Source organism: Pseudaminobacter soli (ex Li et al. 2025), assembly GCF_029892515.1.
Classification (GTDB): Bacteria; Pseudomonadota; Alphaproteobacteria; order Rhizobiales; family Rhizobiaceae; genus Pseudaminobacter; species Pseudaminobacter soli_A.
Genome location: NZ_JARXVF010000003.1, coordinates 53190 through 78033, shown reverse-complemented (window position 1 = coordinate 78033; position 24844 = coordinate 53190). Strand labels below are relative to the sequence as shown.

The 24844-nt window shown below is 64.0% G+C and carries 24 protein-coding genes and 1 riboswitch; of the genes, 17 read left to right on the top strand and 7 right to left on the bottom strand.

The genetic code is table 11. The annotated features are described in order from the left end of the window. Positions 1–10: 10 nt before the first annotated feature. On the top strand, positions 11–2533 hold the full coding sequence (gene secD / locus M2281_RS14810) for a protein translocase subunit SecD (protein ID WP_280821940.1): 2523 nt from the start codon (positions 11–13) through the stop codon (positions 2531–2533). Positions 2534–2758: 225 nt separating this feature from the next. Then, entirely contained in the window at positions 2759–2983 is a 225-nt protein-coding gene (locus M2281_RS14805) for an alkylphosphonate utilization protein (protein WP_280821939.1), read from the top strand. 139 nt (positions 2984–3122) lie between these two features. On the opposite strand, the gene M2281_RS14800 is transcribed toward M2281_RS14805, so the two are convergent. From M2281_RS14800 to glpD, 3 genes are all read right to left on the bottom strand, one after another. Beyond that, positions 3123–4337 (bottom strand): MFS transporter, encoded by a 1215-nt coding sequence (locus M2281_RS14800; protein WP_280821938.1) that lies wholly within the window; start codon positions 4335–4337, stop codon positions 3123–3125. Between the two features lie 151 nt (positions 4338–4488). Continuing rightward, entirely contained in the window at positions 4489–6327 is a 1839-nt protein-coding gene (gene ilvD / locus M2281_RS14795; RefSeq protein WP_280821937.1) for a dihydroxy-acid dehydratase, read from the bottom strand. A 256-nt stretch (positions 6328–6583) separates the two neighbouring features. Next, complete coding sequence (gene glpD / locus M2281_RS14790; RefSeq protein ID WP_280821936.1) at positions 6584–8107, bottom strand: glycerol-3-phosphate dehydrogenase; 1524 nt, start codon at positions 8105–8107, stop codon at positions 6584–6586. Between the two features lie 298 nt (positions 8108–8405). Beyond that, positions 8406–8553: riboswitch (FMN riboswitch) on the top strand. Positions 8554–8635: 82 nt separating this feature from the next. Between glpD and M2281_RS14785 the strand changes: the two genes are divergently transcribed. From M2281_RS14785 to M2281_RS14715, 15 genes are all read left to right on the top strand, one after another. Further along, the gene (locus M2281_RS14785) at positions 8636–9109 is read left to right on the top strand and encodes a 6,7-dimethyl-8-ribityllumazine synthase (RefSeq protein WP_280821935.1); all 474 of its coding nucleotides are present in this window, start codon (positions 8636–8638) and stop codon (positions 9107–9109) included. Between the two features lie 180 nt (positions 9110–9289). After that, on the top strand, positions 9290–9985 hold the full coding sequence (locus M2281_RS14780) for a helix-turn-helix domain-containing protein (RefSeq protein WP_280821934.1): 696 nt from the start codon (positions 9290–9292) through the stop codon (positions 9983–9985). After that, positions 9986–11068, top strand: a complete 1083-nt coding sequence (locus M2281_RS14775; protein ID WP_280821933.1) for an extracellular solute-binding protein — start codon at positions 9986–9988, stop codon at positions 11066–11068. It begins immediately after the preceding gene. Positions 11069–11087: 19 nt separating this feature from the next. Continuing rightward, complete coding sequence (locus tag M2281_RS14770; protein ID WP_425537734.1) at positions 11088–11996, top strand: ABC transporter permease; 909 nt, start codon at positions 11088–11090, stop codon at positions 11994–11996. After that, entirely contained in the window at positions 11993–12778 is a 786-nt protein-coding gene (locus tag M2281_RS14765; RefSeq protein WP_280821932.1) for an ABC transporter permease, read from the top strand. Before M2281_RS14770 ends, M2281_RS14765 begins: the two co-directional genes overlap by 4 nt. A 19-nt stretch (positions 12779–12797) precedes the next feature. Further along, a complete protein-coding gene (locus M2281_RS14760) occupies positions 12798–13898 on the top strand; it encodes an ABC transporter ATP-binding protein (RefSeq protein WP_280822488.1) in 1101 nt (366 codons plus the stop codon). 24 nt (positions 13899–13922) lie between these two features. Continuing rightward, entirely contained in the window at positions 13923–15305 is a 1383-nt protein-coding gene (locus M2281_RS14755; RefSeq protein ID WP_280821931.1) for an NAD(P)/FAD-dependent oxidoreductase, read from the top strand. Between the two features lie 39 nt (positions 15306–15344). Beyond that, the gene (locus M2281_RS14750) at positions 15345–15701 is read left to right on the top strand and encodes a cupin domain-containing protein (protein ID WP_280821930.1); all 357 of its coding nucleotides are present in this window, start codon (positions 15345–15347) and stop codon (positions 15699–15701) included. 138 nt (positions 15702–15839) lie between these two features. Next, positions 15840–16157 carry a hypothetical protein gene (locus tag M2281_RS14745; RefSeq protein ID WP_280821929.1) on the top strand — a complete coding sequence of 106 codons (318 nt, stop codon included), beginning with the start codon at positions 15840–15842 and terminating at the stop codon, positions 16155–16157. A gap of 237 nt (positions 16158–16394) precedes the next feature. Then, complete coding sequence (locus tag M2281_RS14740) at positions 16395–17444, top strand: iron ABC transporter substrate-binding protein (RefSeq protein WP_280821928.1); 1050 nt, start codon at positions 16395–16397, stop codon at positions 17442–17444. After that, complete coding sequence (locus M2281_RS14735; RefSeq protein ID WP_280821927.1) at positions 17441–18496, top strand: FecCD family ABC transporter permease; 1056 nt, start codon at positions 17441–17443, stop codon at positions 18494–18496. The genes M2281_RS14740 and M2281_RS14735 overlap by 4 nt, the downstream gene beginning before the upstream one ends. Then, positions 18493–19284, top strand: a complete 792-nt coding sequence (locus M2281_RS14730) for an ABC transporter ATP-binding protein (protein ID WP_280822487.1) — start codon at positions 18493–18495, stop codon at positions 19282–19284. The genes M2281_RS14735 and M2281_RS14730 overlap by 4 nt, the downstream gene beginning before the upstream one ends. 46 nt (positions 19285–19330) lie before the next feature. Further along, complete coding sequence (locus M2281_RS14725; protein WP_280821926.1) at positions 19331–19537, top strand: TOBE domain-containing protein; 207 nt, start codon at positions 19331–19333, stop codon at positions 19535–19537. Positions 19538–19776: 239 nt separating this feature from the next. Further along, positions 19777–20049 (top strand): DUF982 domain-containing protein, encoded by a 273-nt coding sequence (locus M2281_RS14720; protein WP_280821925.1) that lies wholly within the window; start codon positions 19777–19779, stop codon positions 20047–20049. Positions 20050–20081: 32 nt separating this feature from the next. Continuing rightward, positions 20082–20402, top strand: coding sequence for a DUF982 domain-containing protein (locus M2281_RS14715; protein WP_280821924.1), 321 nt, complete (start codon positions 20082–20084; stop codon positions 20400–20402). Between the two features lie 55 nt (positions 20403–20457). On the opposite strand, the gene M2281_RS14710 is transcribed toward M2281_RS14715, so the two are convergent. From M2281_RS14710 to M2281_RS14695, 4 genes are read right to left on the bottom strand one after another with little or no spacing between them, the layout of a single operon-like run. Next, a complete protein-coding gene (locus M2281_RS14710) occupies positions 20458–21105 on the bottom strand; it encodes a glutathione S-transferase family protein (RefSeq protein ID WP_280821923.1) in 648 nt (215 codons plus the stop codon). Between the two features lie 9 nt (positions 21106–21114). Next, positions 21115–22884, bottom strand: a complete 1770-nt coding sequence (locus M2281_RS14705; RefSeq protein WP_280821922.1) for a Rieske 2Fe-2S domain-containing protein — start codon at positions 22882–22884, stop codon at positions 21115–21117. A gap of 20 nt (positions 22885–22904) precedes the next feature. Beyond that, complete coding sequence (locus M2281_RS14700) at positions 22905–23807, bottom strand: aromatic ring-hydroxylating dioxygenase subunit alpha (protein WP_280821921.1); 903 nt, start codon at positions 23805–23807, stop codon at positions 22905–22907. A 35-nt stretch (positions 23808–23842) separates the two neighbouring features. After that, positions 23843–24709, bottom strand: a complete 867-nt coding sequence (locus M2281_RS14695) for an aromatic ring-hydroxylating dioxygenase subunit alpha (RefSeq protein WP_280821920.1) — start codon at positions 24707–24709, stop codon at positions 23843–23845. Positions 24710–24844: the final 135 nt, after the last annotated feature.

Below are 24844 nucleotides of genomic sequence, written 5' to 3'. Positions count from 1 at the left end.
ACCAGAAGCAATGCGAACTTCCAAATGGGTGGTGATGGCCTATGCCATCATCGTCCTCATCGGCGTCTTCGCCGCCCTTCCAAGCGCCATGCCGCCCTCCGTGCTCGACAAGATGCCGAGCTGGTTCAGGCATCAGGTCACCCTGGGTCTCGACCTTCAGGGCGGCTCCCACCTCGTTCTTGAAGTCGACGCCAATGCGTTGAAAGCCGACCGGCTTCGCTCGCTGCTCGACGATGCGCGCGGCGCGCTGCGCAAGGAGCGCATCCCCGTGCAGTCGGCCCGCGTGGCCGGCGACGCAGTCGTCGTCAACATCGATGACGACGCCCAGCGTGCCCAGGCGCTCGACATTCTGAAGAAGCTGGCCACTCCGGTTGCCACCGGCTTCGGCGCCGGCGTCTCCGACATCGACGTCGCCTCGACCGACAAGCAGATCAAGCTGACCCTCACCGAGGCAGGCATCCGCGACCGCATCGACGCCGCGATCCAGCAGAGCCTTGAAATCGTGCGCCAGCGCGTCGACCAGGTCGGCGTGGCCGAGCCCAGCATCCAGCGGGTCGGCTCGGACCGCATCCTGGTCCAGCTGCCCGGCCTGCAGGACCCCACGCGCCTGCGCCAGCTGCTCGGCTCGACGGCCAAGATGGAATTCCACATGGTCGCCAACGTGGCTCAGGGCGAGCCTCTGCCTCCGGGCGTGACCATGCTGCCGGATGCCAAGACCCAGCAGCAATATCCGATCGAGGACCGCGTCGCGCTGAGCGGCGAGCGCCTGACGGATGCCCGCGCCGGCTTCGACCAGCGCACCCAGGAGCCGATCGTCTCGTTCCGCTTCGACAGCGTCGGCGCCCGCCAGTTCGCTGAAATCACCCAGGCCAATGTCGGCCGTCCCTTCGCCATCGTGCTCGACGGCAAGGTGCTGAGCGCGCCGACCATCCGCGAGCCGATCACCGGCGGTTCGGGCCAGATCAGCGGCAGCTTCACCGTCGAGGACACCACTGTGCTCTCGGCCCTGCTGCGCGCCGGCGCCCTGCCCGCGCCGCTCACCGTCATCGAAGAACGCACCGTCGGTCCGGACCTTGGCGGCGACGTCATCCGCATGGGCCTCTATACCGGTATCGCCGGCTTCGTGGCGGTCGTGCTGTTCATGGTGGCGCTCTACGGCAGCTGGGGCATGATCGCCAATTTCGGCCTGCTGCTGCACCTGATCCTCACCATCGGCGTTCTGGCCATTCTCGGCGCGACGCTGACCTTGCCCGGTATCGCCGGTATCATCCTCGGCATCGGCTTCGGCGTGGATGCCAACATCCTCATCAACGAACGAATAAGAGAAGAATCCAAGAAGGGCCTAAGCGCCTTCGCCGCGCTCGACCACGGCTTCAAACGAGCCTTCTCGACCATCGTCGACGCCAACGTCACCTCGCTAATCGTGACCGCGCTGCTGTTCATGTTCGGCTCGGGCCCGATCCGCGGCTTCGCCATCACCATGATCATCGGCACCTGTCTGTCGATGTTCACCGCCGTCGCGATCGTCAAGGTCATCATGACCGAGGTGGTCCGCCGTCGTAAGATGAAGACCATCAAGATCGAGCCGCTGGTCCACTTCTTCCCGGAGAAGACCTCGATCTCGTTCATGAATGCCCGCTTCCTCGGCATCGGTGTCTCGATCCTGCTGTCGCTGGCGTCCATCGGCCTGTTCGTCAAGCCGGGCCTGAACTACGGCATCGACTTCAAGGGCGGTATCCAGGTGGAGATCACCACCTCGCAGCCGGCAGACCTTGCGGCCCTGCGCAGCACGCTGGGCGGCCTGGACCTCGGCGAAGTCGCCCTGCAGCGTATCGGCGGCGACAACGACGTCCTGATCCGCGTGCAGCGTCAGGAAGGCGGAGAGCAGGCTCAGACGGCTGCGGTGACCAAGGTCAAGGACGCCGTCCAGAAGCTCGATCCGAGCGTCAAGTTCGACCGCGTCGACGTCGTCGGACCGAAGGTCAGCGGCGAGCTGGCGCATTCGGGCGTGATGGCGGTGGTATTGGCCTCGCTCGCGATGCTGTTCTACATCTGGTGGCGTTTCGAGTGGAACTTCGCCCTTGGCGCGATCGCAACGCTGATCCTCGACACAACCAAGATGGTCGGCTTCTTCGCGCTGTTCCAGCTGGACTTCAACCTGACGGCCATCGCCGCGCTCCTGACGATCATCGGCTACTCGGTGAACGACAAGGTCGTGGTGTATGACCGCATGCGCGAGAACCTGCGGCTCTTCAAGAAGATGCCGCTGCGCCAGGTCATCGACATGAGTATCAACCAGGTGTTCGCACGCTGTATCTACACCTCGGTCGCGATCCTTCTGTCGATGCTACCGATGGCGATCTGGGGCGGCAGCGCGGTGGAAAACTTCGCCGTGCCGATGGTGTTCGGCGTGGTCATCGCCACCAGCTCCTCGATCTTCATCGCAGCTCCGATCCTGCTCCTGCTCGGCGACTGGTGGGCCAAGAACCACCCACAGCGCGTGGAGAGCAAGACGGTGCCGGCCAAGAGCTGACGCAAATCCATCCGCTCCGACCGGATCCCAAGCAACGAAAACGGCGCCTCTCGGGGCGCCGTTTTTGTTTGCGGTATTCTGTAGGGGATGCTCGGCGCGGTGGAACCCGGATGGCGCCATCCGCGTCATGCCCGGCCGGTATGAGCAGCCATCCCGGGTATTGTGCATCCGCCGGAATTTGCCTAACCCGGGATCCCATTCCCCAAGCATGAAGGAAGAAATCAATTGTCCGACGACATCATCGTGAAAGACAGCAACGGAACCCAGCTCAACGACGGTGACTCGGTGACCCTGATCAAGGACCTCAAGGTGAAGGGCACGTCGGAAACCATCAAGCGCGGCACGCTGGTGAAGAACATTCGCCTGACCGGCAATCCGGCCGAGGTCGAGTGCAACACCAAGCAGGTGAAGGGCCTGGTGCTGCGGACGGAGTTTTTGAAGAAGGCTTGATCGGCTTTAGGCCTGCCGACATCAGGCAGATCTACTGCCTGCCATAGCGACCCCTACGCGCTCCACGCGAAGATAGGTTCGGCCGCTCCGGCCGTATTGGAAAGCGCGAGGGCAGCCGGCTGCCCTCGCGCTTTGTCGTTCAGGCCAGTTGCTGGCGCATTTCCCGCGACGACGGCAGGAAGACGGTCAGGAGACCGAGCAGCGGCAGGTAGGAGCAGATCTGGTAGACGAAGTCGATGCCCTTGGCGTCGGCTACGATGCCGAGCACTGCGGCGGCGATGCCGCCCATGCCAAAGGCGAAGCCGAAGAAGATGCCCGCAATCATGCCCACGCGGCCCGGCACCAGCTCCTGCGCGAAGACCACGATGGCCGAGAAGGCCGAAGCCAGGATCAGGCCGATCAGCACGGTGAGGATGCGCGTCCAGAACAGGTCCGCATAGGGCAGCGCTAGCGTGAAGGGCAGCACGCCCAGGATCGAGAACCAGATGACGAACTTGCGGCCGAAGCGGTCGCCGATCGGGCCGCCCGCCACCGTGCCGACCGCAACGGCGCCGAGGAAGATGAACAGCAGCACCTGCGCTTCCTGCACCGACACGCCGAACTTGTGGATGACGTAGAAGGTGTAGTAGCTCGACAGGCTCGCCATGTAGATGTTCTTGGTGAACACCAGCGTCGCCAGCACCACCAGGGCAACCGCCACCTTGCGGCGCGGCAAGGCGATGGTACCGGACTTTGCCAGCCGCTTGGCCGAGTTCGCGCCATGGCGCTTGTACCAGCCGCTGACCTGCGACAGCACGATCATGCCGACCAGTGCTGCGACCGAGAACCAGGCCACGCTCGTCTGCCCCTTGGGCACGACGATGAAGGCGGCCAGAAGCGGCCCCAGCGCGGAGCCGAAATTGCCGCCCACCTGGAACAGCGACTGCGCAAGGCCGAAGCGGCCGCCGGACGCCAGGCGCGCCACCCGCGAGGATTCTGGGTGGAACACCGCCGAGCCGATGCCGATCATCGAGGCACCCAGCAGAAGCATCGGATAGTTGCCGGCATGCGACAGGATCAGCAGGCCGCACATGGTCGAGCCCATGCCCAACGGCAGCGAATAAGGCATCGGCCGCTTGTCGGTGTACATGCCGATGAGCGGCTGGAACAGCGAGGCCGTAACCTGGAAAGCCATGGTCAGCAGACCGATCTGCCAGAAGTCGAGGCCATAGCCCGTCTTCAGCATCGGATAGATCGCCGCCAGAAGCGACTGCATCATGTCGTTGAGAAGGTGACAGAAACTCACCGCCAGAATGATCGCAAAAACAGTGTTGTCCGCCTGTATCCGGCCGGCTGTCGTCGATGCATCAGTCACAATGGTAGGTCCTGCTCAAGGGGCGGCAAAAAAGCGCGCAGTTAGCCTGCGGACGCGTTGCCAGCCATTACCAAGTTAAACCCGGCACGGGGCCGCGTCTTAGGTCAGACGGCGGCCTTCCCATGGGGCAGGCCGCCATCGCTTGTCGAGATTACTTTTCGCCGAGGTCGCGCACGGCGCCGCGGTCGGCCGACGTTGCGAACGCGGCATAGGCCTTGAGTGCGGTCGTCACCTTGCGCTTGCGCTGTTCGACCGGCTTCCAGCCCTTGGCGTCCTGCTCGGCGCGGCGGGTGGCCAGCGTTGCCTCGTCAAGGCGCAGGCTGATGGTGCGGTTCGGGATGTCGATGTCGATCATGTCGCCATCGCGCACCAGGCCGATCGCACCGCCAGTGGCGGCTTCCGGCGAAACGTGGCCGATCGAGAGGCCCGAAGTGCCGCCCGAGAAGCGGCCGTCGGTGAGCAGCGCACAGGCTTTGCCCAGGCCCTTCGACTTCAGATAGCTGGTCGGATAGAGCATTTCCTGCATGCCCGGACCGCCGCGCGGCCCCTCATAGCGGATCACCACCACGTCGCCGGCCTTCACCTCGTTGCCGAGGATGCCCTTCACCGCCGCGTCCTGGCTCTCGAACACCTTGGCCGGACCGGAGAATTTCAGGATCGACTCGTCGACGCCGGCGGTCTTCACCACGCAGCCGTCGAGCGCGATGTTGCCCGTGAGCACGGCAAGGCCGCCGTCCTTCGAGAACGGATGCTCGGCCGAGCGGATGACGCCGTTGGTGCGGTCGAGGTCGAGCTCGTCCCAGCGACGGTCCTGGCTGAAGGCGGTCTGCGTCGGCACGCCACCCGGAGCCGCCAGGAAGAAGTCGCGCACGCTCTGGCTCGTGGTGCGCGAAATGTCCCAATGCTCCAGCGCCTCCCCGAGGGTGGACGTGTGGACCGTGTGCGTATCGCGATTGATGAGACCAGCCTTATCGAGCTGGCCGAGGATTGCCATGATGCCGCCGGCGCGATGCACGTCTTCCATGTGCACGTCAGCCTTGGCCGGCGCGACCTTGCAGAGCACCGGAACATGGCGCGACAAGGCGTCGATGTCGTCCATGGTGAAGTCGATCTCGCCCTCATGCGCGGCGGCCAGGATGTGCAGCACCGTGTTGGTGGAGCCGCCCATGGCGATGTCCAGCGTCATGGCGTTCTCGAACGCCTTCTTGGAAGCGATGTTGCGCGGCAGGACGCTCTCGTCCTCCTGCTCGTAATAGCGCTGGGCGAGGTCGACGATGAGATGACCGGCCTCAACGAACAGGCGCTTGCGGTCGGCGTGCGTTGCCAGCGTCGAGCCGTTGCCCGGCAGCGACAGACCAAGCGCCTCGGTCAGGCAGTTCATCGAATTGGCGGTGAACATGCCCGAGCAGGAGCCGCAGGTCGGGCAGGCCGAGCGCTCGATTGTCTTCACGTCCTCGTCCGAAATCTTGTCGTCGGCAGCCGCCACCATGGCATCGACCAGGTCGAGCGCATGCTCCTTGCCTGCCAGCACCACCTTGCCGGCTTCCATCGGGCCGCCGGAGACGAAGACGGTGGGGATGTTGAGGCGCAGCGACGCCATCAGCATACCGGGGGTGATCTTGTCGCAGTTGGAGATGCAGACCATGGCGTCGGCGCAGTGCGCGTTGACCATGTATTCAACCGAGTCCGCGATCAGTTCGCGCGACGGCAGCGAATAGAGCATGCCGTCATGGCCCATGGCGATGCCGTCGTCGACGGCGATGGTGTTGAACTCCTTGGCAACACCGCCCGCCTTCTCGATCTCGCGCGCCACGAGCTGGCCGAGATCCTTGAGGTGCACGTGCCCCGGCACGAACTGAGTGAACGAGTTGACCACCGCGATAATCGGCTTGCCGAAATCGCTGTCCTTCATGCCGGTGGCGCGCCAAAGGCCGCGGGCGCCGGCCATGTTGCGGCCGTGGGTGGTGGTGCGGGAGCGATAAGCTGGCATCGGAGTCTTCCTAAGCTAGGGTCAGAGACCTAGAAAAAAGCGCTTGCTGGACGTTAGCCAATTCCATTTTCGAAAGGCGGCAACGCCCGCGCAGGCATTCGGCCGGCAGCCAAATCCGGAGCAATCTCCGCCATTCGCACCCCAACCGTACCCGCGGTTACTCCTTCATAGCGAAAAACCGCCGCCGCGTCACCCTCTGGCATGAAACTTTGCCATATTTGGTTCAGCGGCCTCGGTTCAGCGGCGACTTGTCTGCCTATTCGGCGGCGGCGCTCTTCTCCGCGCTCACGCTCCGCATGAACTCGTCGAGCGCCTGTCGCTGTCCTTCGCTCATATGTAGGCTGCGCTTGGTGCGCCGCCATAGCACATCCTCGGCTGTTTCGGCCCATTCATCGTCCATCAGGTAGCGAACCTCCGCCTCGTAGAGGTCGGCGCCGAAATTGCGTCCGAGTTCTGCGAGCGAATGCGCCTGGCCGAGCAGCACGTGGGCGCGCGTGCCGTAAAGCCGCGTCAGCCGGCGGGCGTGGCCGGCATCGAGGAACGGATGGGCGCGCTTCAGGTTCTCGACCTGCGCATCGAAGCCGGTCTTGAAGAAATCGCCGCCGGGCAAAGCGGCCGTTGCCGTCCATGGCTTGCCGCGCTTGCCGAGATGGGCCTCGATCTTTTCCAGCATGGATTCGGCCAGGCGCCGATAGGTGGTGATCTTACCGCCGAAAACATTGATGAGCGGCGCGCCGCCGGCGTCATCCGCCTTCAGCACATAGTCGCGCGTCGCCTCCTGTGCCTTCGAGGCGCCGTCGTCATAGAGCGGCCGCACCGCCGAATAGGTCCACACGATATCCTCGCGCCGCACGGCTTGCGCAAAATACTCGCTTGCCGCAGCGCACAGATAACCGGTCTCGGTCTCGCTGATCTTCACGTCGTGCGGATCGCCCTTGTAGTCGCGATCCGTGGTGCCGATCAGCGTGAAATCTTCCTCATAGGGAATGGCGAACATGATGCGCCCGTCCCTGTTCTGGAAGAAATAGGCGCGCGGATCGTCGAACTTCTTGCGCACCACGATATGGCTGCCCTGAACCAGCCGCACATTGTGGACGCCCTGCTTGCCCAGCGGGCCAGCCAGTACGCTATCGACCCAGGGGCCAGAGGCATTGACGACGAGGCGCGCCTTCACCTCTTCCACCGCCCCGTTGCGCTGGTCTTCGAGCAGGATCGCCCAGTGTCCGCCCTCGCGGCGCAAGCCGATCACCTTGGTCCGGGTGCGGATGTCGGCGCCGCGGTCGGCGGCATCTCGCGCATTGAGCACGACGAGGCGCGCATCATTGACCCAGCCATCCGAATATTCGAACGCCTTGCTGAAGAGCGGCTTCAGCGGCTTGCCGGCCGGATCGGTGCGCATGTCCAGCGTCTTGGTCGGCGGCAGCAGCTTCCGCCCGCCGATGTAGTCGTAGAGGAACAGGCCGAGCCGGATCAGCCAGGCGGGGCGCAAGCCCTTCGCATAGGGCAGCACGAAGCGCATCGGCCAGATGATGTGCGGCGCCATCTTCCACAGCACCTCGCGCTCCATCAGCGCCTCGCGCACCAGACGGAACTCGTAATGCTCGAGATAGCGCAGGCCTCCATGGATGAGCTTGGTCGAGCCCGAAGAGGTGCCGCTGGCAAGATCGTCCATTTCCGCCAGGCAGACCGAATAGCCGCGGCCGACGGCGTCGCGGGCGATGCCGCAGCCATTTATGCCGCCGCCGATGATGAAAATATCGTGGATCGGAGATTCGCTCATTGCCCGCACATGAAATTCGGCAGACTGAGCCCCAGCCTGCACCTACTGGATAAAGAACTAATTCGAAACAATAACGAATGTCAAACGAAAACGCGCCAACCCCCAATCATTTGACCTCTCGCCCCGCATATCCAGCCAGTAAGACAGGACGGTGACGCGCTTTCGTTTTACAAATCGAAACACAAAAACGAAAGCGATTTGGCGCTTCGATTTCCAAAACGAAAGCACCCTCCACACCCTTTGCTCGGCCGAGCAAACGGGATTGACGAGCCACAGCCCATACCCCATAAACGCCGCGTTAAGTTCTCAGGGCGGGGTGAAACTCCCCACCGGCGGTAAGAGCGAAAGCTTGAGCCCGCGAGCGCTTTCCGGATTTTCCGGGAAGGTCAGCAGATCCGGTTAGATTCCGGAGCCGACGGTCATAGTCCGGATGAAAGAGAGCGAACGGAGCCGCAAGACGCCCGTAGTGGGCGGATTATGCTTCGTCTCGTGCGTCCTGATTCTGGTCATTGAACGGAGTAAGGACCCATGAATCAGATCCCCCCTCGCGAATTCGAAACCCGCCGTCTCGCCGTCATCCGCGCGCGCTGGCATGCCGATATCGTCGACGAGTGCGTGAACTCGTTCATCGAGAACTCGCAGGCGCTCTCGAACGGCAAGGCCGTCGTTGACATCTTCGACGTCCCCGGCGCGCTGGAAATCCCGCTGCATGCCAAGCTGGTCGCCGAGACTGGCCGCTATGACGCCATCCTCGGCGTCGCCTTCGTGGTGAATGGCGGCATCTATCGCCACGATTTCGTGGCTGGCACCGTGCTCGACGGCATGATGACCGTGCAGTTGCAGACCAACGTGCCGGTGCTGTCGGCGGTGCTCACCCCGCACCACTTCCACGATAGCGAAGAGCACCACAGGTTCTTTTTCGAGCATTTCAAGGTCAAGGGCCAGGAAGCCGCCAACGCGGCTCACCAGATCCTCGGCGCACGCGCCGCGGTCGCCGCTTAACCGGCTGTTTTTACACAGCGATGCTCGCCGCGCGGCCGTGGAAAACATGGCCGCGCAGCACCCTGCAGACCCTTCCTCCCCTTTTGCCGACTGCCGATTCTTGCGAAGCTCGTGAAGAATCGACTTGACGGCTCGTAAAGTGACTTAATAGGCTGTCAAGTGAACCCGTTGGGAGGACGGATGAAACTTGCGGAAGATCACCCCGTGAGCGATGGCGCAACCGCCGGGATGGAGGCGCGCCGCTCGACAATTCTTGGCGCTCGCGTCAAGGCCTACCGCTCGGCAAGGCGACTGACTCTGCGCCAACTCGGCGACATGGTCGGCACGACCGCCAGCTTTCTCAGCCAGCTCGAGCGCGGCCTTTCGGGCGCCAACACCTCGACATTGATGCTGATCGCCAATGCGCTCGGCATCAGCGTGGCCGATCTCTTCGACGAGACGGAGGTTTCGCCCCACAGCGTGCTGACGCGCGCGGAGCGCCCTGCTCTGCCGGTGAGCGAAGGCTATCGCAAGACGCTGATTTCGCGCCGCCCCATCCAGTCCGTCGAGATCTATTCCGGCGAGTTCGCCGTCGGCGGCTCGACCGGCGACTTGCCCTACACTCATGGCGACTCCCATGAAATATTCATCGTACTGCGCGGCCGCCTGCAACTGACGCTGGGCTCCGAGAGTTTCCTGCTCGGCGAAGGCGATAGCATCGAATACGCCACCTCGACACCGCACAAGACGGTCAATGTCGGCGACACGCCAGCCGAGGTGCTGTGGATCATCGCGCCCCCCACCAGCGGCGCTGTCGATCTCGACCAATACGTGGCCCGGACCTCGCTCGCATCCCGGCCAGTTCAAGCAGACAGCGGGTCATTGGAGGAAGAATAAATGGGATACAAATCAGCTTTGGCCGGCATCGCCGGCGCAACGGCGATCGCTCTTGTGAGTACCTTTGCGGCCAGTGCGCAGGAAGCGCCGGCCGCCGGCACCATCGTTGACGGCTCGCTCAAGGACAAGACGCTCACCTTCGTTTCCTATGGCGGCATCTACCAGGACGGCCAGAACGCCGCCCTCAAGGAGTTCGTCGACAAGACGGGCGTCAAGCTTCTCAACGACGGCCCGACTGAGATCGCCAAGCTACAGGCGCAGGTGGAATCCAAGAATGTCACCTGGGACGTCGTCGACACCGCCGACCTGCCGCCTTACGTGCACTGCGGCACCCTGTTCCAGAAGCTCGACCTGACCAAGCTCGACGTCTCGCACATCCCGGCCGGCCAGGTCGGCGAGTGCAGCGTGCCGGCCATGAACTACGGCGTCGTCCTGATGTACAAGAACGACACCTACAAGGATAACCCGCCGAAGAACTGGAAGGACTTCTTCGACACCGAGAAGTTCCCCGGCATCCGCGCCATCGACGGCAGCGGCGATCCGATCGGCGGCCTGATCGAGCAGGGCGTCCTGGCCGACGGCGGCTCGGTGGATAACATGACGCCGGCCGACATCGACAAGGGCATCGCCAAGATCAAGGCGCTCGGGCCGGACACCATCTACTGGAAGACCGGTGCGGAATCCCAGCAGCTGGCCGAATCTGGCGAAGCCGACATGATCCTGATGTGGACCGGCCGCGCCATGACCGCCGTCAAGAACGGCGCGCAGTACACGCCGGTCTGGCAGGACTGGCTCGTGGTCATGGACCAGCTGACCATCCCGGTCGGCGTGAAGGATACGGATGCGGCTTACGCGCTGATCAACGCCTATCTCGGCAAGAACGCCCAGGAGGTCCTGACCGAGAAGACCTCCTACTCGCCGATCAACAATGAGGCGAAGCCCAAGGTCGATCCGGCGGTCGCCGCGTTCCTCACCAACACGCCCGAGCGGGTCAAGCAGGGCTACCAGCAGAACATCAAGTTCTGGGTGCAGAACTTCGACGCCGCTTCCGAGAAGTGGACGGCGCTGATGGCCGGCAACTGACCTCCGAGAGACTGAGAGAGTGAGCCAGACAATCGACACGACCGCGTCCGGGGGCTCAGGCCCCCGGCAGGCAGACGGAGTGGCGGCGCAGCCGCGAAGATGGCGGCTTGCCGCCTACCCGTCCCTGCTCGCGCTGCCGGCCGTCCTGCTGCTGATTGCGGCAATGGCCTATCCGCTGCTGACGATCGTGTCGCGCAGCTTCTCCGAACCCGAATGGGGGCTGCAGAACTACGTCTGGTTCTTCTCCACCGACGTCAACATCCAGGTGCTGCTGCGCACCTTCTCGATCTCGGCCTGGGTCACGCTCGTCTGCGTGATCGCGGCCTATCCTTATGCCTATCTGATGACGGTCGTCGGCCCGCGCATGCGGATGGTGCTGATCCTGTGCGTGCTGGTGCCGTTCTGGGTCAGCGGCGTGGTGCGCACGCTGGCCTGGGTGATCCTGCTGCAGGATTCCGGGGTCATCAACTCGGTGCTGAAGGCGATCGGCTTCGGCGGAGTAAAACTCATCCGTACGCCCACCGGTGTCGTCATCGGCATGGCGCAGGTGCTTCTGCCCTTCATGATCCTGCCGCTCTATTCGGTCATGCGCGGCATCGACCTGAGGCTCGTGCAGGCCGCCCGCAGCCTTGGCGCCCGGCCCTCGCTCGCCTTCTGGCAGGTCTATCTGCCGCTTTCGCTGCCCGGCGTCTTTGCCGGCGCGATTATCGTCTTCATCCTCGCGCTCGGCTTCTACATCACGCCAGCCCTGCTCGGCGGCCCGCGCAGCACCATGCTGTCGACCCTGGTGCAGAGCCAGGTGCTGAGCCTGCTCAACTGGGGCCGCGGCGGCGCCATGGGCGTGGTGCTTCTGGTGTCGACCTTCATCCTTCTCGCCCTTGCTGCGCCCCTCATGCGCCAGCGGCATAAGCAAGCGTCGAGGTCGTGACGATGAAGCCATTCCGCATCATCCTTGGCCTGTTCTGCCTGCTGGTCGCCATCTGGCTGGTCCTGCCGACGCTGGTCATCATCCCGATGTCGTTCAACGAAAAGAAGTCGCTCGCCTTCCCGCCGTCCGGCTTCACCTGGCAGTGGTACGAGAACTTCTTCACCAATCCCGATTGGTCGTCGAGCTTCTTCAATTCGCTGCGCGTGGCAGCCATCGTCGCCGTCACGGCAACCATCGTCGGCACGCTTGCCGCGCTCGGCCTGAGCCGCATGAAGCATGCCGGCGCCGGCATCCTGCGCGCCATCCTGATCACGCCGATGGTGGTGCCCGGCGTGGTGCTGGCGATCGGCATCTATGCCGTCTACCTCAACTACCAGCTCGTCGGCACGACGCTGGGCTTCGTCATCGCGCACACCATGCTGGCCGTGCCCTTCGTGCTGATCGCGGTGTCGGCGAGCCTTGAAGTGTTCGACGTACGCCTGGAGACGGCCGCCGCCAGCCTTGGCGCAAACCGCCTCACCACCTTCCGCACCATCACGCTGCCGCTGATCCTGCCGGGCATCCTGTCGGGCCTGCTGTTCGCCTTCGTGACCTCCTTCGACGAGATCATCGTGGCGCTGTTCATCACCAGCCCGTACCTGAAAACCCTGCCGGTGCAGATCTACACCAGCATCACCCGCGACGCCGACCCCACGGTCACGGCGGTCGGCACCATCATTTTCCTGGCCACGTCGCTCATCATCTGCGGCGGGCTGATTATCGGCTCGCAGAGGAGACGCTGAATTGTCCCCATCGGCAACCATGGCGCGCGGCGCCGCAATCGACATCCGCAACGCCACCAAGCGCTACGGCTCCTTCACCGCGCTCGACGATGTCAGCCTGCACATCATGCCCGGCGAGTTCATGACCCTGCTCGGGCCGTCGGGCTCCGGCAAGACGACCACGCTCAACGTCGTCGCCGGCTTCACCGATCTCACCTCGGGCGAGCTGTCGGTCGGCGGCGAGAGCATCGTCGGCGTGCCGGCCCACAAGCGCAACATCGGCGTGGTGTTCCAGCACTATGCGCTGTTCCCGCACATGACGGTCGGCAAGAACGTCGCCTATCCGCTTACGCTGCGCGGCGTCGAGAAGGGCGAACGCGAAAAGCGCGTTCGCCGCGCGCTCGACATGGTCAAGATGGCTGATTTCGCCCATCGCTTCCCAAGCGAGCTTTCCGGTGGACAGCAGCAGCGCGTGGCGCTGGCCCGCGCCATCGTGTTCGACCCGCCGCTTCTGTTGATGGACGAGCCGCTCGGCGCGCTGGACAAGAAGCTGCGCGAATGGCTGCAGCTCGAGATCAAGCGCATCCATCGCGAACTCGGGACCACCTTCGTCTACGTCACCCACGACCAGGAAGAGGCGCTGGTCCTGTCCGACCGCATCGCGGTGTTCAACCAGGGCCGCATCGAGCAGGTCGGCACCGGCCGCGAACTCTATGACGAGCCGGCAACGCTTTTCGTCGGCAAGTTCATCGGCGAATCCACCACCCTGCGCGGCAATGCCGAGACCTCGGGCAGCGAGACCAGCCTCACCGTCGCGGGCCAGAGGATCGTGGCCAGGGACAAGCTCTCCAACGGCCAGAAGCCGGTGATCCTGCTCAGGCCCGAAAAGCTGTCGCTGGCGCCCGGCAACAAGCCGCGGACCGATAGCCAGAACAGCCTGACCGGCAATGTGAGCGAGGCGATCTATCTCGGCTCCGGCTCGAAATACCAGGTCACGCTGCGCGACGGTTCCGTCGCCATCGTGCGCGCGCCGCTCGAGGCGCAGCAGTTCTCGATCGGCGACGAGGTCGATCTGCGCTGGCACGTTTCCGACTGCAAGCTTCTGGCCGACGACGAGCGCGCCGACCTGACCCTCACCTGACCCACATTCCCGCAGGACTAGATCATGGACGCCAAAGTCAACGGCAACATATCCTTTTGGTATGCCGACATCGGCATGCCGGCCCCCCGCGCGCCGCTGCCCGGCGACATCGAGGCCGATGTCTGCATCATCGGTGCGGGCTTCACCGGTCTCTGGACGGCCTACTATTTGAAGAAGGCCGATCCCTCGATCCGCATCGCCGTGGTGGAGAAAGAATTCGCCGGCTTCGGCGCCTCGGGCCGCAATGGCGGCTGGCTGTCGGGCGGCTTCGGCTGGTCGCGCGACAAATATCTAAAAACCTCGACGCGCGGCGGGGTCATCGACATGCAGCGAGCCATGTACGGCACGGTCAACGAGGTGATCTCGGTGACCGAGGCCGAGGGCATCGACGCCGACATCCGCCGCGTCGACAACATCACGGTCGCCACCAACAAGCCCCAGCTCGATCGCGCACGCGCCGAGTATGAAGAGGCCAAGGCATGGGAAATGCCGGACGACCGCATCGCATTCCTCAGCGCTGAGGAGGCCCGCGAGCGCATCAACGTTCACAATGTCCAGGGCGCCTATGTCCTGCGCGGCATGGCGCGCGTGCAGCCCGCCAAGCTGGTGCGCGGCCTTTCGGACACCGTCGAGCGCCTCGGCGTGCCGATCTACGAGCAGACCGCCGTGCTTGCGCTCGAAAAGGGCAAGGTCACGACCAATCGCGGCACGGTGCGCGCGCCGATCATCGTCCGCGCCACTGAAGGTTTTACCGCCGGCATTCCCGGCAACGAGCGGCTGTGGCTGCCACTCAATAGCGCCCAGATCATCACCGAGCCGCTGCCGCAGTCGCTGTGGGACGAGATCGGCTGGAACGGCTACGAGCTGCTCGGCGACGCTGCGCACGCCTATTGCTATGCCCAGCGCACCCGCGAGGGTCGCATCGCCATGGGTGGCCGCGGCGTGCCCTATCGCTATGGCTCCAAAACTGACGTGCGCGGCCAGACCCAGCAGGAAACCATCGATGCGCTCTACAAGATCCTGATGCGGCTTTTGCCGCAGACCCGCAGCCTCAAGATCGACCACGCCTGGTGCGGCGTGATGGGCGTGCCGCGCGACTGGTGCACCACCGCCGGCCTCGACGACGAAACCGGCATCGCCTGGGCCGGCGGCTATGTTGGCCTGGGCGTTTCGAGCTCGAACCTGTCGGGCCGCACGCTGCGCGACCTCATCTTGCGCCGCAACACCGAGCTCACCCGACTGCCCTGGGTGAACCGGAAGGTGCGCAAGTGGGAGCCCGAGCCGCTGCGCTGGCTGGGCGTGCACTCCATGTACCAGCTCTACCGCATCGCCGACGAGCGCGAGGAGGCGGGCCTGGAGCACAGCTCGAAGCTCGCGGCCTTCGCCGACAGCATCACCGGGCACTGAGCCCAGATTTTCATATCCAATGCCTTTCCAGAGATTGCCATGACCGACTTCCAGACCTTCGCCCATCTCGCAACGATCGACCTCGGCGCAGCCGAACCCAAGCCGACCTCCATCGAGGGTAACCAGATGGAAGCGGCAAAGACACTGTGGACCTCGCCAGACGGCAAGCTGGAAGTCGGCGTTTGGGAATGCACGCCCGGCCGCTTCACCGCCGCGCGCGACAACAATTCCGAGACCTGCCATATCGTTTCCGGCCGTGTCTCGCTGCACGGTCCGGACGGCCGCACTCAAGAGGTGAGCGCCGGCGAAGTGCTGGTGCTGCCCAAGGGCTGGCGCGGCGAGTGGACGATCCACGAAAAGACCCGCAAGCTCTACATCATGCATCAGGAGGGCTGATTACCCCTTCGTATGGCTTGCCCAAATCTCCACTGGCGCGCGACGCCGAAAAGTAGCAAACTTTTCCGATCACGCGTCAAAACAAGGAGTTAGGGCCAAGGCTCCAGCCTCGTTGGACGGCTTGGCTCCGGACAAGCGATGAACCAGCAAGACAAGGGCAAGCATGGCGTGGTGACCTTCCGCGCCATCAACAACGGCAAGTCAGCCCGGATCGAAGCCGAGGAGATCGAAGTCACGCTGCCCAACGGCGTGAAGTTCCTGATGTCGCCGACCGACAAGCCGGGCGGCGGCATATCGCTGCACATTCCCGAGCACGACCCGGAGGCACTGCAGTTCGGCGCCTTTTCCATCGAGCCGGGCGCGGCCAACACGATTTTTCTGCGCGCGGTTCTTTATGACCGCGACATCGAGGACGGGCTGCGCCCCGAAGACCTCAACGCCTCGAACGATGACTAGGGCCACGCACGATCAATACGGCGCCCAGGGATCGCGAGCGGCGGCATCCCTGGCCGCGTCGCCTGCTTGAGGTTTTCTCGACCGGCCTTCGGTCGGCTTCCGCGGCGGCCAGTCACTATAGTCAAACAGCCATATCCAATCCCAAACATCTGTGAGGATTCTTGGCCTCTCACGCTTGACCGATATATTCGTTCGTACATAACAATGCGGCCAGGCCATCGGAGAATGGAAAGAGCCATGCACCGTCGAAATCTTCTCGTCATCCTGTCGGCGATGTTCGCCTGGCTGTTTACCGGCCTTGCCATGGCCGGGCCACGCACCATCGTCGACGATGCAGGCCGCAAGGTCGAACTGCCCGAGACAATCAACCGCGTAATGGCCGCCGGCCCGCCCGCTTCGGTGCTCATCTACGCCCTTGCCCCCGAAAAGATGGTCGGCTGGGTGCGCGAACCCTCGGCCGAGGAAAAGGCGTTTATTGCACCGGCCTATCGCGACCTGCCCGTCCATGGCCGCCTCACCGGCAAGGGCAACACCGCCAATCTCGAAGCAGTGCTGGCCATGAAGCCGGACGTCATCATCGACGTCGGCACCATCGACGACACCTATGCCTCGCTCGCCGACCGCGTTCAGCAGCAGACCGGCATTCCCTATGTGCTGATCGACGGGCGCTTCGCCAGGACGGCCGAAAGCCTGCGCAAGGCCGGCGACATTGTCGGCGCGAAGGATCAGGCCGAAAAGCTCGCGGACTATGCCGAAAAGGCCGTTTCGCGCCTGAATGGCGTCATCGAGGTGGTGCCCGCCGACAAGCGCCCGCGCGTCTATTACGGCCGCGGGCCGGAAGGGCTGGAGACAGGCCTTGCCGGCTCGATCAACATGGAAATTCTCGCCATTGCCGGCGCAAAGAACGTTGCCGAGGCAGCCGGTTCGGGCGGGCTTGCCAATGTCTCGCTCGAGCAGGTGCTGTCCTGGAACCCCGACGTGATCCTGGCGCTCGACCCGAAATTCCAGAAATCGGTGCTGGAAGATCGGCACTGGTCCGGCGTTGCCGCCGTGCGCGACACCCGCGTCTACCGCGCGCCCACTGTGCCCTTCGGCTGGTTCGACTCGCCTCCCGGCATCAATCGCCTCGTCGGCCTCGCCTGGCTGGCCAAGGTGCTCTATCCTGATGTCACGAACATCGATCTGGGATCGGACGTGCGCGACTTCTACAAGCTCTTCTATCATGTCGACCTGACGCAGGCGCAGATCGACACGCTGCTAGCCGATTCCGCGCCACCGGCGAAATGACGAGGCAGGCGGCCACTCAGGCGCGGGCCGCTTCTGGTCCAAAACGCCGCGCATTGCCGGCGATGGCCCTGCCCGCGCTGGCGCTCGTGGTTCTGGTGCTGGTGTCGCTCGCCATCGGCAAATATGACGTCTCGCCCGGCGAGGTCGCAACGGTTATCGCCGCAAAGATCACCGGCGCGCAAAGCGGCCTCTCCGCCACCGTGGAAACGATGGTCTGGCATGTGCGCCTGCCACGCGTGCTTGCCGGCTTGCTGATCGGCGCCGCACTTTCGGCGGCCGGCGCGGTCTATCAGGGCCTGTTCCGCAACCCACTCGTCTCACCCGACATTTTGGGCGTCTCGGCCGGCGCCAGCCTCGGCGCGGTCGCCGGCATCTTCCTGTCGCTACCGGTAATAGCCATCCAGGGCCTGTCCTTTCTCGGCGGGCTGGGTGCGGTGGCGCTTGTCTATTCGATCGGCTTTGTCGCCCGCGGGCGCGATCCCACGCTGACGCTGGTTCTGGCCGGCGTCGCCGTCGGCGCGCTCTTGGGCGCCTGCATCTCGCTGCTGAAGGTGCTAGCCGACCCCTACAACCAGCTCCCTGCCATTACCTTCTGGTTGCTCGGCAGCCTCGCCAGCATCACCCAGGGCGACCTCCTGTCCATCCTGCCGGCCATGGTGCTGGGGCTCCTCCCGATGGTGCTGCTGCGCTGGCGCATGAACCTGATGTCGCTGGACGACGAAGAAGCGCGCGCGCTCGGCGTCGAGACCGGCCGCTATCGCTGGATATTCATCGCGTCAGCCACCCTGCTCACCGCCTCGGCCGTCTCGGTTTCGGGCGTCGTCGGCTGGATCGGCCTTCTGGTGCCGCATGTTGCGCGCATGCTGGTTGGGCCCGATTTTTCGCGCCTGCTACCCGCCTCGCTGATGCTGGGCGCGGCCTATCTTATCGGGGTCGATACTCTGGCCCGCTCCATCGCCGCGATCGAAGTGCCGCTCGGCATCCTCACGGCCGCGATCGGCGCCCCCTTCTTCCTGTATATCCTGATAACCGCGAGGCGCGGATGGCAGTGACGCTAGAAGCAATCGACCTTGCCTTCGGCTATCCACGTGCGCCGGTCGGCCAGGGCGTTTCGCTGTCGATCAGCACCGGCGAGGTTCTCTGCCTGCTGGGGCCGAACGGCTGCGGTAAGACCACGCTGTTCAAGACGCTGCTGGGACTGATCCCCGCCCAGGGCGGCATGCTGCGCCTCGACGATCGCGACGTCGCCGGCTTTTCGCGCCCGGAGTTCGCCCGCCGGCTCGGCTATGTGCCGCAGGCCAACTCAGCCTATTTTCCGTTCAGCGTGCTGGAAGTGGTGCTGATGGGCCGCGCCAGCCGCGTCGGCGCCTTTTCGACGCCGTCGGCCACCGACCGTGAGGCGGCGAAGGCCGCGCTCGATGCTCTCGGCATCCCGCATCTTGGCCCCCGCCTCTACACCGCCATCAGCGGTGGCGAGCGGCAGATGGTGCTGATCGCCCGCGCGCTGGCCCAAGAACCCGACATGATCGTCATGGACGAGCCCACCGCCAGCCTCGACTTCGGCAACCAGGCGCGCGTGCTGGAACGCATCCGCGCGCTTGCCGCATCCGGCCTCGCCATCGTGCTGTCCACCCACGATCCGGGCCACGCCTATGCCTGCGCCGACCGCGTCGCGCTCATGAAGAAAGGCCGGCTGATCGCGCTCGGTACTCCCGCCGAGGTCGTCACCCCCGATCGCCTCAAGGAACTCTACGGCATCGACGTAGCGGTGGCCTTCGTGGAGGCAGCCGGTCGCCATGTCTGCGCGCCCGCGCTGACGCCGATTGACGCACAGTCATGAAGCACCCTGATAGGCACGACAACCTGAAGACAGAAGGAATTGACCGATGAAGATCAGCGCTAGGAACGTCTTGAAGGGCAAGGTTGTGGAAATCACAAAGGGCGCCACCACCGCCCATGTCCGCATCGACATCGGCGGCGCCGTTGTCACGGCATCGATCACCAACGCGGCGGTCGACGACCTCAAGCTCGAAGTCGGCAAGCAGGCCTATGCCGTCGTCAAGGCCTCCGACGTGATGGTTGCGGTGGACTGATCCCTGCGCGAAACCGACCCGCGCAAGGTGGCCGCGGCAGTTGCCGCCGGAGGGCGTGAACACAGCTATTTGAAGTAACCGTGAACGGGCCCGGAGACCTTTTTCATAGAGTTTCCGGGCCCGATGCTTTGACGCCCCTCGCCGTCATCTTGAAAGCCGCAAAACGAATTTCCACCTGTATTGCAACCTACGACGCGCATGCGCGTTGATGTCCCGCAAGCCTCTTCGGGGATGTCATCATGGAATATGGGTGGTTCGATAAGCCGGTGCCGATTTCTCTGGGCATCAGCGGCCTGGGCATCAGAGGTGACGTGTATAATGTTTCCAATGCACGCCAGGCGGCTGACATTTTGCTCAACAGATGGCCCACCGCCGGTACCATCAAGCACAGGGATGCCCGCTATGCTTGCCTGCAGGTGCTGCAGGGCTTGAGGAAACCGGAAGTCGCGCGCGAAGCCTTTGTCGAAGCTGCGCGTGAAGCGGGAATTCTATTTGACGATTTCGTTTCTTAGTTGTTTTGTTTTTTTATGCGTGGAGGGAGCAGATGGATAGTTTGCAATTTTTCATGCCTGTGCGGATATCGCTCGACGCTGAAAAACCAATCACTGAAATCTATGGCGTGGACCAGGCGCTCGACTTCCTTCTCGCCTGGCCGACCGGCCGGCAAGGGCCGATCTACCAGAAGGCGCTGAATGCCTGCTTTGTCGCAAGCGTCGAGCAGGGCTCCGCCGAAGACGCGCGAAAAGCCTTCTTCAACTTCACCAAGACGGCCGGCATCCTGGCCAAGGACGCGTTCCCCGGCATTTCCCGCCGGCGCACGTCCACCAGATATGGCAGCGGCAGGGTCACGAACCGGCTGGTCTAGATCAAGATTTTTAGAGCATGATCCCGAAAAGTCTGCAACTTTTCGGGATCATGCTCTAGGCAGCCTTCGCCGGCCCAGCCGGAAACACGCCTGACATCACGGTAAAGCCCTTGACGCGCTTGACGCGGTCGCACCAGCGGCGGATCGCCGGGTAATCCTGGCGCGAAATGCCGCCCTCCTCCGACAGCATGATGTAGGGGAAGCAGGCGACGTCGGCGATGGTCGGATGGTCGGCCGAGCAGAGCCAGTCGCGGCCTTCCTGCTCGCCGAACCACAAATGCTCGTCGAGGATGCGGAACAGCCGGTGGGCGCCGGCCCGCGCCGCCTCGATGTCGAAATCGTAGAACAGCCCGTCATGCAGCCGCGCCGCCGAGGCGGTCGAGGTGATGCCGTCGGCAAAGGCCAGCCACTGGCTGATCTGACCGAGCAGTTCGGGGTTGTCGCGCGGATACCATCTGCCCGACGCATCGTATTTGGAAGCGAGGTAGACGAGGATCGCCTGCGCATCGCGCAGGACAAAACCGTCATCGTCGATCACCGGCAGCTGGCCGAGCGGATTGAGCCGCAGGAACCAGTCCGACTTGTGTTCGCGGCCGGGGTAGAAGTCGACGGGCACCGTCTTGTAATCGACGCCCAGTATGCTCATCAAAAGCCGGAGCTTGTAGCAGTTGCCCGAGAGTTCGTAGTCGTAGAGCGTAATCATCGGCTGCTCCTAGAGGTCGAGAACGAGGCGGGCCGACTTGGCGCGCGACACGCAGGTCATGATCTTGGTGCCGGACTTCCTCTCGGCATCGTTGAGATAGACGTCCTGGTGATCGGGCTCGCCCTCGATGACGGTGGCCAGGCAGGTGCCGCAGGCGCCCTGCTCGCAGGACGACGGCACATCGATGCCGGCTTCGCGCATCACTTCCAGGATCGTCTTGCCGGCCGGCACCTTGAGCGTCATGCAGGAGCGCGCCAGCGCCACTTCGAAGCTCGAGCTGTCGTCGATCTTGTTGGTGTTCTTGAAATACTCGAAATGCACCGCGGCTTCCGGCCAGCCGGCCTCGGCCGCGATCTTGCGCGCCGCCTCCAGCATCGGGCCGGGGCCGCACAGATAAAGATGCATGCCGAACTTGTAGCCCGACAGGATCTCGCGCAGTTTCGCAGCCGTGCCCGCCGGGTCGAGCCCGAGATGCGGCACCAGCGAGTTCTTCAGCCCGTCGAGCCGGTCGCGGAAGGCCAACTGGCCCTCGCCCTGGGCGAAGTAATGGAACTCGTGCGAGAGCTCCTGATGGTGCAGCGCCTGCGCCATGGCCAGAAGCGGCGTGACGCCGATGCCGCCGGCGACGAAGATGGTCTTCACCGCATCGCGCCGCAGCGGGAAATTGTTGCGCGGCTCGGAGATCGCCAGCACGTCACCCTCGCGCACCGCCTCGTGCATGCAGGTCGAGCCGCCGCGGGAATCCTGCTCCAGCTTGACGCCTATGACATAGCGGTCGCTCTCGCCCGGCCCGTTGACGAGCGAATACTGGCGGATTTCGCCATTGGGCATGTGCACGTCGATATGCGCGCCCGGCTGGAAAGTCGGCAGAAGGCCGGTGAGCGGCTTGAGCTCGAAGCCGGCGATGCCGTCGGCCGCCTGCCATTTGCGCGCCACCTGCACGCGCAGCGCAGCCTTGCGGCCACGCGCGGCGAGTTCAGGCATTTCGGCCAGTTCGGCCGGCAAGCGCTCGAATTGAGGCGCGATCGGCTCGGGCGCCGGTGCCTGCGCGGCTTCCTGCTCGATCGCATCGCGCAGCTTGGAAAGCCGCTCATTGTGGTGGCGCAACACCGCAAGGCGCGCGGCGCCTTCCGCGTCGCCATCGAGTACGCCACGGATCACCGAGCGGTTGGAATCGACCGGCTGGACGAAGAACGCGGCCAGCGTTTCGGCGTCGCCGTCGCGGGCGCGCAACGCCACGGCGAAATCACCGGCGGCTTCCACGGCGATCTCGGCATCGCTGCCGTCGATCTTGCCGCTCGGCTGGAAGCGATAGCCCTTCAGCCTCGCCACCACCCTGTCGGCCGGCGCATTCACGGGAATGCCGCGCAGGGCGAAAAACTCGCCTTCGGCCAGCCCCGCCACGTCCGGCACCTCGCCCTGCGGCTCGTCGGTCGACGACCAGACCAGGCCGTAGCGCTCCACCGCCGGGAAGGTGCGGTTGGTGATGGTGCGGGCCGGCGCGTCGGCTGGGTGGGCCGGGATATAGGTGCAACCGGCGGTGCGGTTCGAATAGCGCCAGCCGTGATACTGGCACTTCAGCTCGCGGCCGTCATTGATGCCGATCGACAGGCGCACGCCGCGATGCAGGCAGCGGTTCTCCCAGACATTGACGTAGCCGTCATCGGCGCGCCAGACGGCGAATTCGCGGCCGAGCAACTGCGCATGGAAGACATGGCGGAGAGGAAGGTCGTGGGCGGCGGCGATGGGGTGCCACCGGGTCCGGGCTTGGTCCAGCATCATTGTCTCCGGTTCTCGTCTCAGATCGCCGCCGGGATGACGCCGTAGGTCACGCCCTTCTGGCTGAGCCAGCGCCGGTAGGCGATGGCGGATTTGTCGGCGCGGATCGGCGTTTCGGCGCGCGGATCGAGCGGCAGCCGCTTGGGGAACTGGTTCTCCAGGATCGGCTTGTCCTGGCCGAAGATCGTCTGCTGGAAGCGCTTGATGATCTTGTCCTCGTTTTCCTCGTCGAGCACGCACAGCATCATGTGCGCGCGCACATGTTCCTGGTCGACCGGCTGCAGGAAGATGGCGATGACGTCGAGCCGGCTTTCGTCGGCCGGGCTCGACTTGTAGAGCACCGAGCAATAAGGGTGCGGCACGCGATAGACGTAGTCGACATCGGCGCCTTCGGTGGAAACGGTCGAGGCCTTGGGCTGGTAGAAGCGGCAGCGGGTGGCCAGGATCTCGTCGCGCTCGACCGAAATCTCGACGTCGTATTCCTTGACCTCGGTGTGCGGCTCGGCGCCCAGAATGTCGGTGTGGACATAGGGGAAGTGACCCATGTCGAGAAAGTTCTCGATGGCGCGCGGGGCCGAAACGTTGACACCCAGCGTTGCGGCGTTGAGCTTGCGGCGGTCGGCTTCCGCGAATTCGGGGATGGGGAACAGTTCGCCCGGCGTACCGAGCGAGGTCCAGAGATAGCCATAAGCGACCTTGACCGGCAGCGCTTCGACCAGCTGGTCGATCTCCACAGCGGCGCCGGCCGGCAACCCGGCAAAGCTGCGCCATGCGGCGGCCTCCCCTCGCCCGTCATGGGCATAGCTGACCCGCTCTTCCAGAAGCACCGTATCGAACACGACCCCGGCCTGCATATCGACCAGCGCGGCCAGCGGGTGCCAGAGGTTGAGGATCACCGGGTCCGTGCATCGGCTCTGTTGCATCGTCTTCTTTCCTGTCCGTCTCGCCATCCGCTCGCTCAGGGGCGGGCCGGAATGGCGCCATAGGTGACGGCGCGGTCGCGCAGCCACCGTCGATAATAAACCGAAACCGCATCGGCCCGGATCGGCGTTTCGGCACGCGGATCGAGCGGCAGCCGCTTCGGCACCTGGTTCTCCAGGATCGGCTTGTCCTGGGCGAAGATCAGCTGCATGAAGCTGCGGATCGAGGCCTCTTCGATACCCTCCCTGAGATAGCAGAGGAAGGGATGAGCGACACAGTTCTCCTCGTCCACCGGCTGCACGAACAGCGTGATGACGTCGAGCCGTTCCTTTTGGGTCGGGTTGCTCTTGTAGAGCGCCACCGTGTAGGGCCGTATCACCTTATAGACATAGTCGACAATGAAACCTTCCGTCGCGGTGGGTGACGCTACCGGCTGATAGAACCTGCAGTCGGTGGCCAGCACTTCGCCGGCCTCCGTCAGCTCGACCGTGTAAGGCGCCACCTCGGTGTGCGGCTCGTCGCCCAGCCAGCCCGTGTGGACGAAGGGGAAATGCCCCATGTCGAGGAAATTCTCGACGGCGCGCAGGCCCGAAACCTTCACTGCGATGGAGCCGCCGGTGACCAGATAGCGGTCCGGCTCATCGGCCTCGGGAATGTAGAGTATGTCACGCTCGGGCATGCCGAGGCAGGCCCAGACGAAGCCGTATTTCGCCACCGACTTCACCTTCTCGCCGGTGTCGACGCGAACCACCTGGGTGCCATGGCGGTCGCTGCAGGTTATTCTGAGATCAACGCCCAGAAGGCGCGTGGAAATGGGCGTGTGGGGCGAGAGCATCGACCTGTCCGCCACCACATGCCAGTCGTTCAGGAGCACTCTGTCGCTGCAGGGGATCGTGTTCGGCATCGCCCGTCCTCCCTGGCTAGCTCTTCACTATGAACCTAGCTCGGTGACGCATTGGAAACACAAGATTGGATATCAATCAATGAGTTTGTTGCTGACAAAATCACTTTTTTGATTGACAGGTTTCGATGATTGCCT

What these genes read in the sequence shown, in the direction of transcription:
- M2281_RS14785 (WP_280821935.1), top strand. Translation starts at nt 8,636, where the DNA reads ATGAATCAGATCCCCCCTCGCGAATTCGAAACCCGCCGTCTCGCCGTC.
- M2281_RS14740 (WP_280821928.1), top strand. Translation starts at nt 16,395, where the DNA reads ATGCACCGTCGAAATCTTCTCGTCATCCTGTCGGCGATGTTCGCCTGG.
- glpD (WP_280821936.1), bottom strand. Translation starts at nt 8,107, where the DNA reads ATGAGCGAATCTCCGATCCACGATATTTTCATCATCGGCGGCGGCATA.
- M2281_RS14760 (WP_280822488.1), top strand. Translation starts at nt 12,798, where the DNA reads ATGGCGCGCGGCGCCGCAATCGACATCCGCAACGCCACCAAGCGCTAC.
- M2281_RS14720 (WP_280821925.1), top strand. Translation starts at nt 19,777, where the DNA reads ATGGAATATGGGTGGTTCGATAAGCCGGTGCCGATTTCTCTGGGCATC.
- M2281_RS14700 (WP_280821921.1), bottom strand. Translation starts at nt 23,807, where the DNA reads ATGCAACAGAGCCGATGCACGGACCCGGTGATCCTCAACCTCTGGCAC.
- secD (WP_280821940.1), top strand. Translation starts at nt 11, where the DNA reads ATGCGAACTTCCAAATGGGTGGTGATGGCCTATGCCATCATCGTCCTC.
- M2281_RS14705 (WP_280821922.1), bottom strand. Translation starts at nt 22,884, where the DNA reads ATGCTGGACCAAGCCCGGACCCGGTGGCACCCCATCGCCGCCGCCCAC.
- M2281_RS14755 (WP_280821931.1), top strand. Translation starts at nt 13,923, where the DNA reads ATGGACGCCAAAGTCAACGGCAACATATCCTTTTGGTATGCCGACATC.
- M2281_RS14735 (WP_280821927.1), top strand. Translation starts at nt 17,441, where the DNA reads ATGACGAGGCAGGCGGCCACTCAGGCGCGGGCCGCTTCTGGTCCAAAA.
- M2281_RS14710 (WP_280821923.1), bottom strand. Translation starts at nt 21,105, where the DNA reads ATGATTACGCTCTACGACTACGAACTCTCGGGCAACTGCTACAAGCTC.
- M2281_RS14725 (WP_280821926.1), top strand. Translation starts at nt 19,331, where the DNA reads ATGAAGATCAGCGCTAGGAACGTCTTGAAGGGCAAGGTTGTGGAAATC.
- M2281_RS14780 (WP_280821934.1), top strand. Translation starts at nt 9,290, where the DNA reads ATGAAACTTGCGGAAGATCACCCCGTGAGCGATGGCGCAACCGCCGGG.
- M2281_RS14750 (WP_280821930.1), top strand. Translation starts at nt 15,345, where the DNA reads ATGACCGACTTCCAGACCTTCGCCCATCTCGCAACGATCGACCTCGGC.
- M2281_RS14775 (WP_280821933.1), top strand. Translation starts at nt 9,986, where the DNA reads ATGGGATACAAATCAGCTTTGGCCGGCATCGCCGGCGCAACGGCGATC.
- M2281_RS14715 (WP_280821924.1), top strand. Translation starts at nt 20,082, where the DNA reads ATGGATAGTTTGCAATTTTTCATGCCTGTGCGGATATCGCTCGACGCT.
- M2281_RS14695 (WP_280821920.1), bottom strand. Translation starts at nt 24,709, where the DNA reads ATGCCGAACACGATCCCCTGCAGCGACAGAGTGCTCCTGAACGACTGG.
- ilvD (WP_280821937.1), bottom strand. Translation starts at nt 6,327, where the DNA reads ATGCCAGCTTATCGCTCCCGCACCACCACCCACGGCCGCAACATGGCC.
- M2281_RS14745 (WP_280821929.1), top strand. Translation starts at nt 15,840, where the DNA reads ATGAACCAGCAAGACAAGGGCAAGCATGGCGTGGTGACCTTCCGCGCC.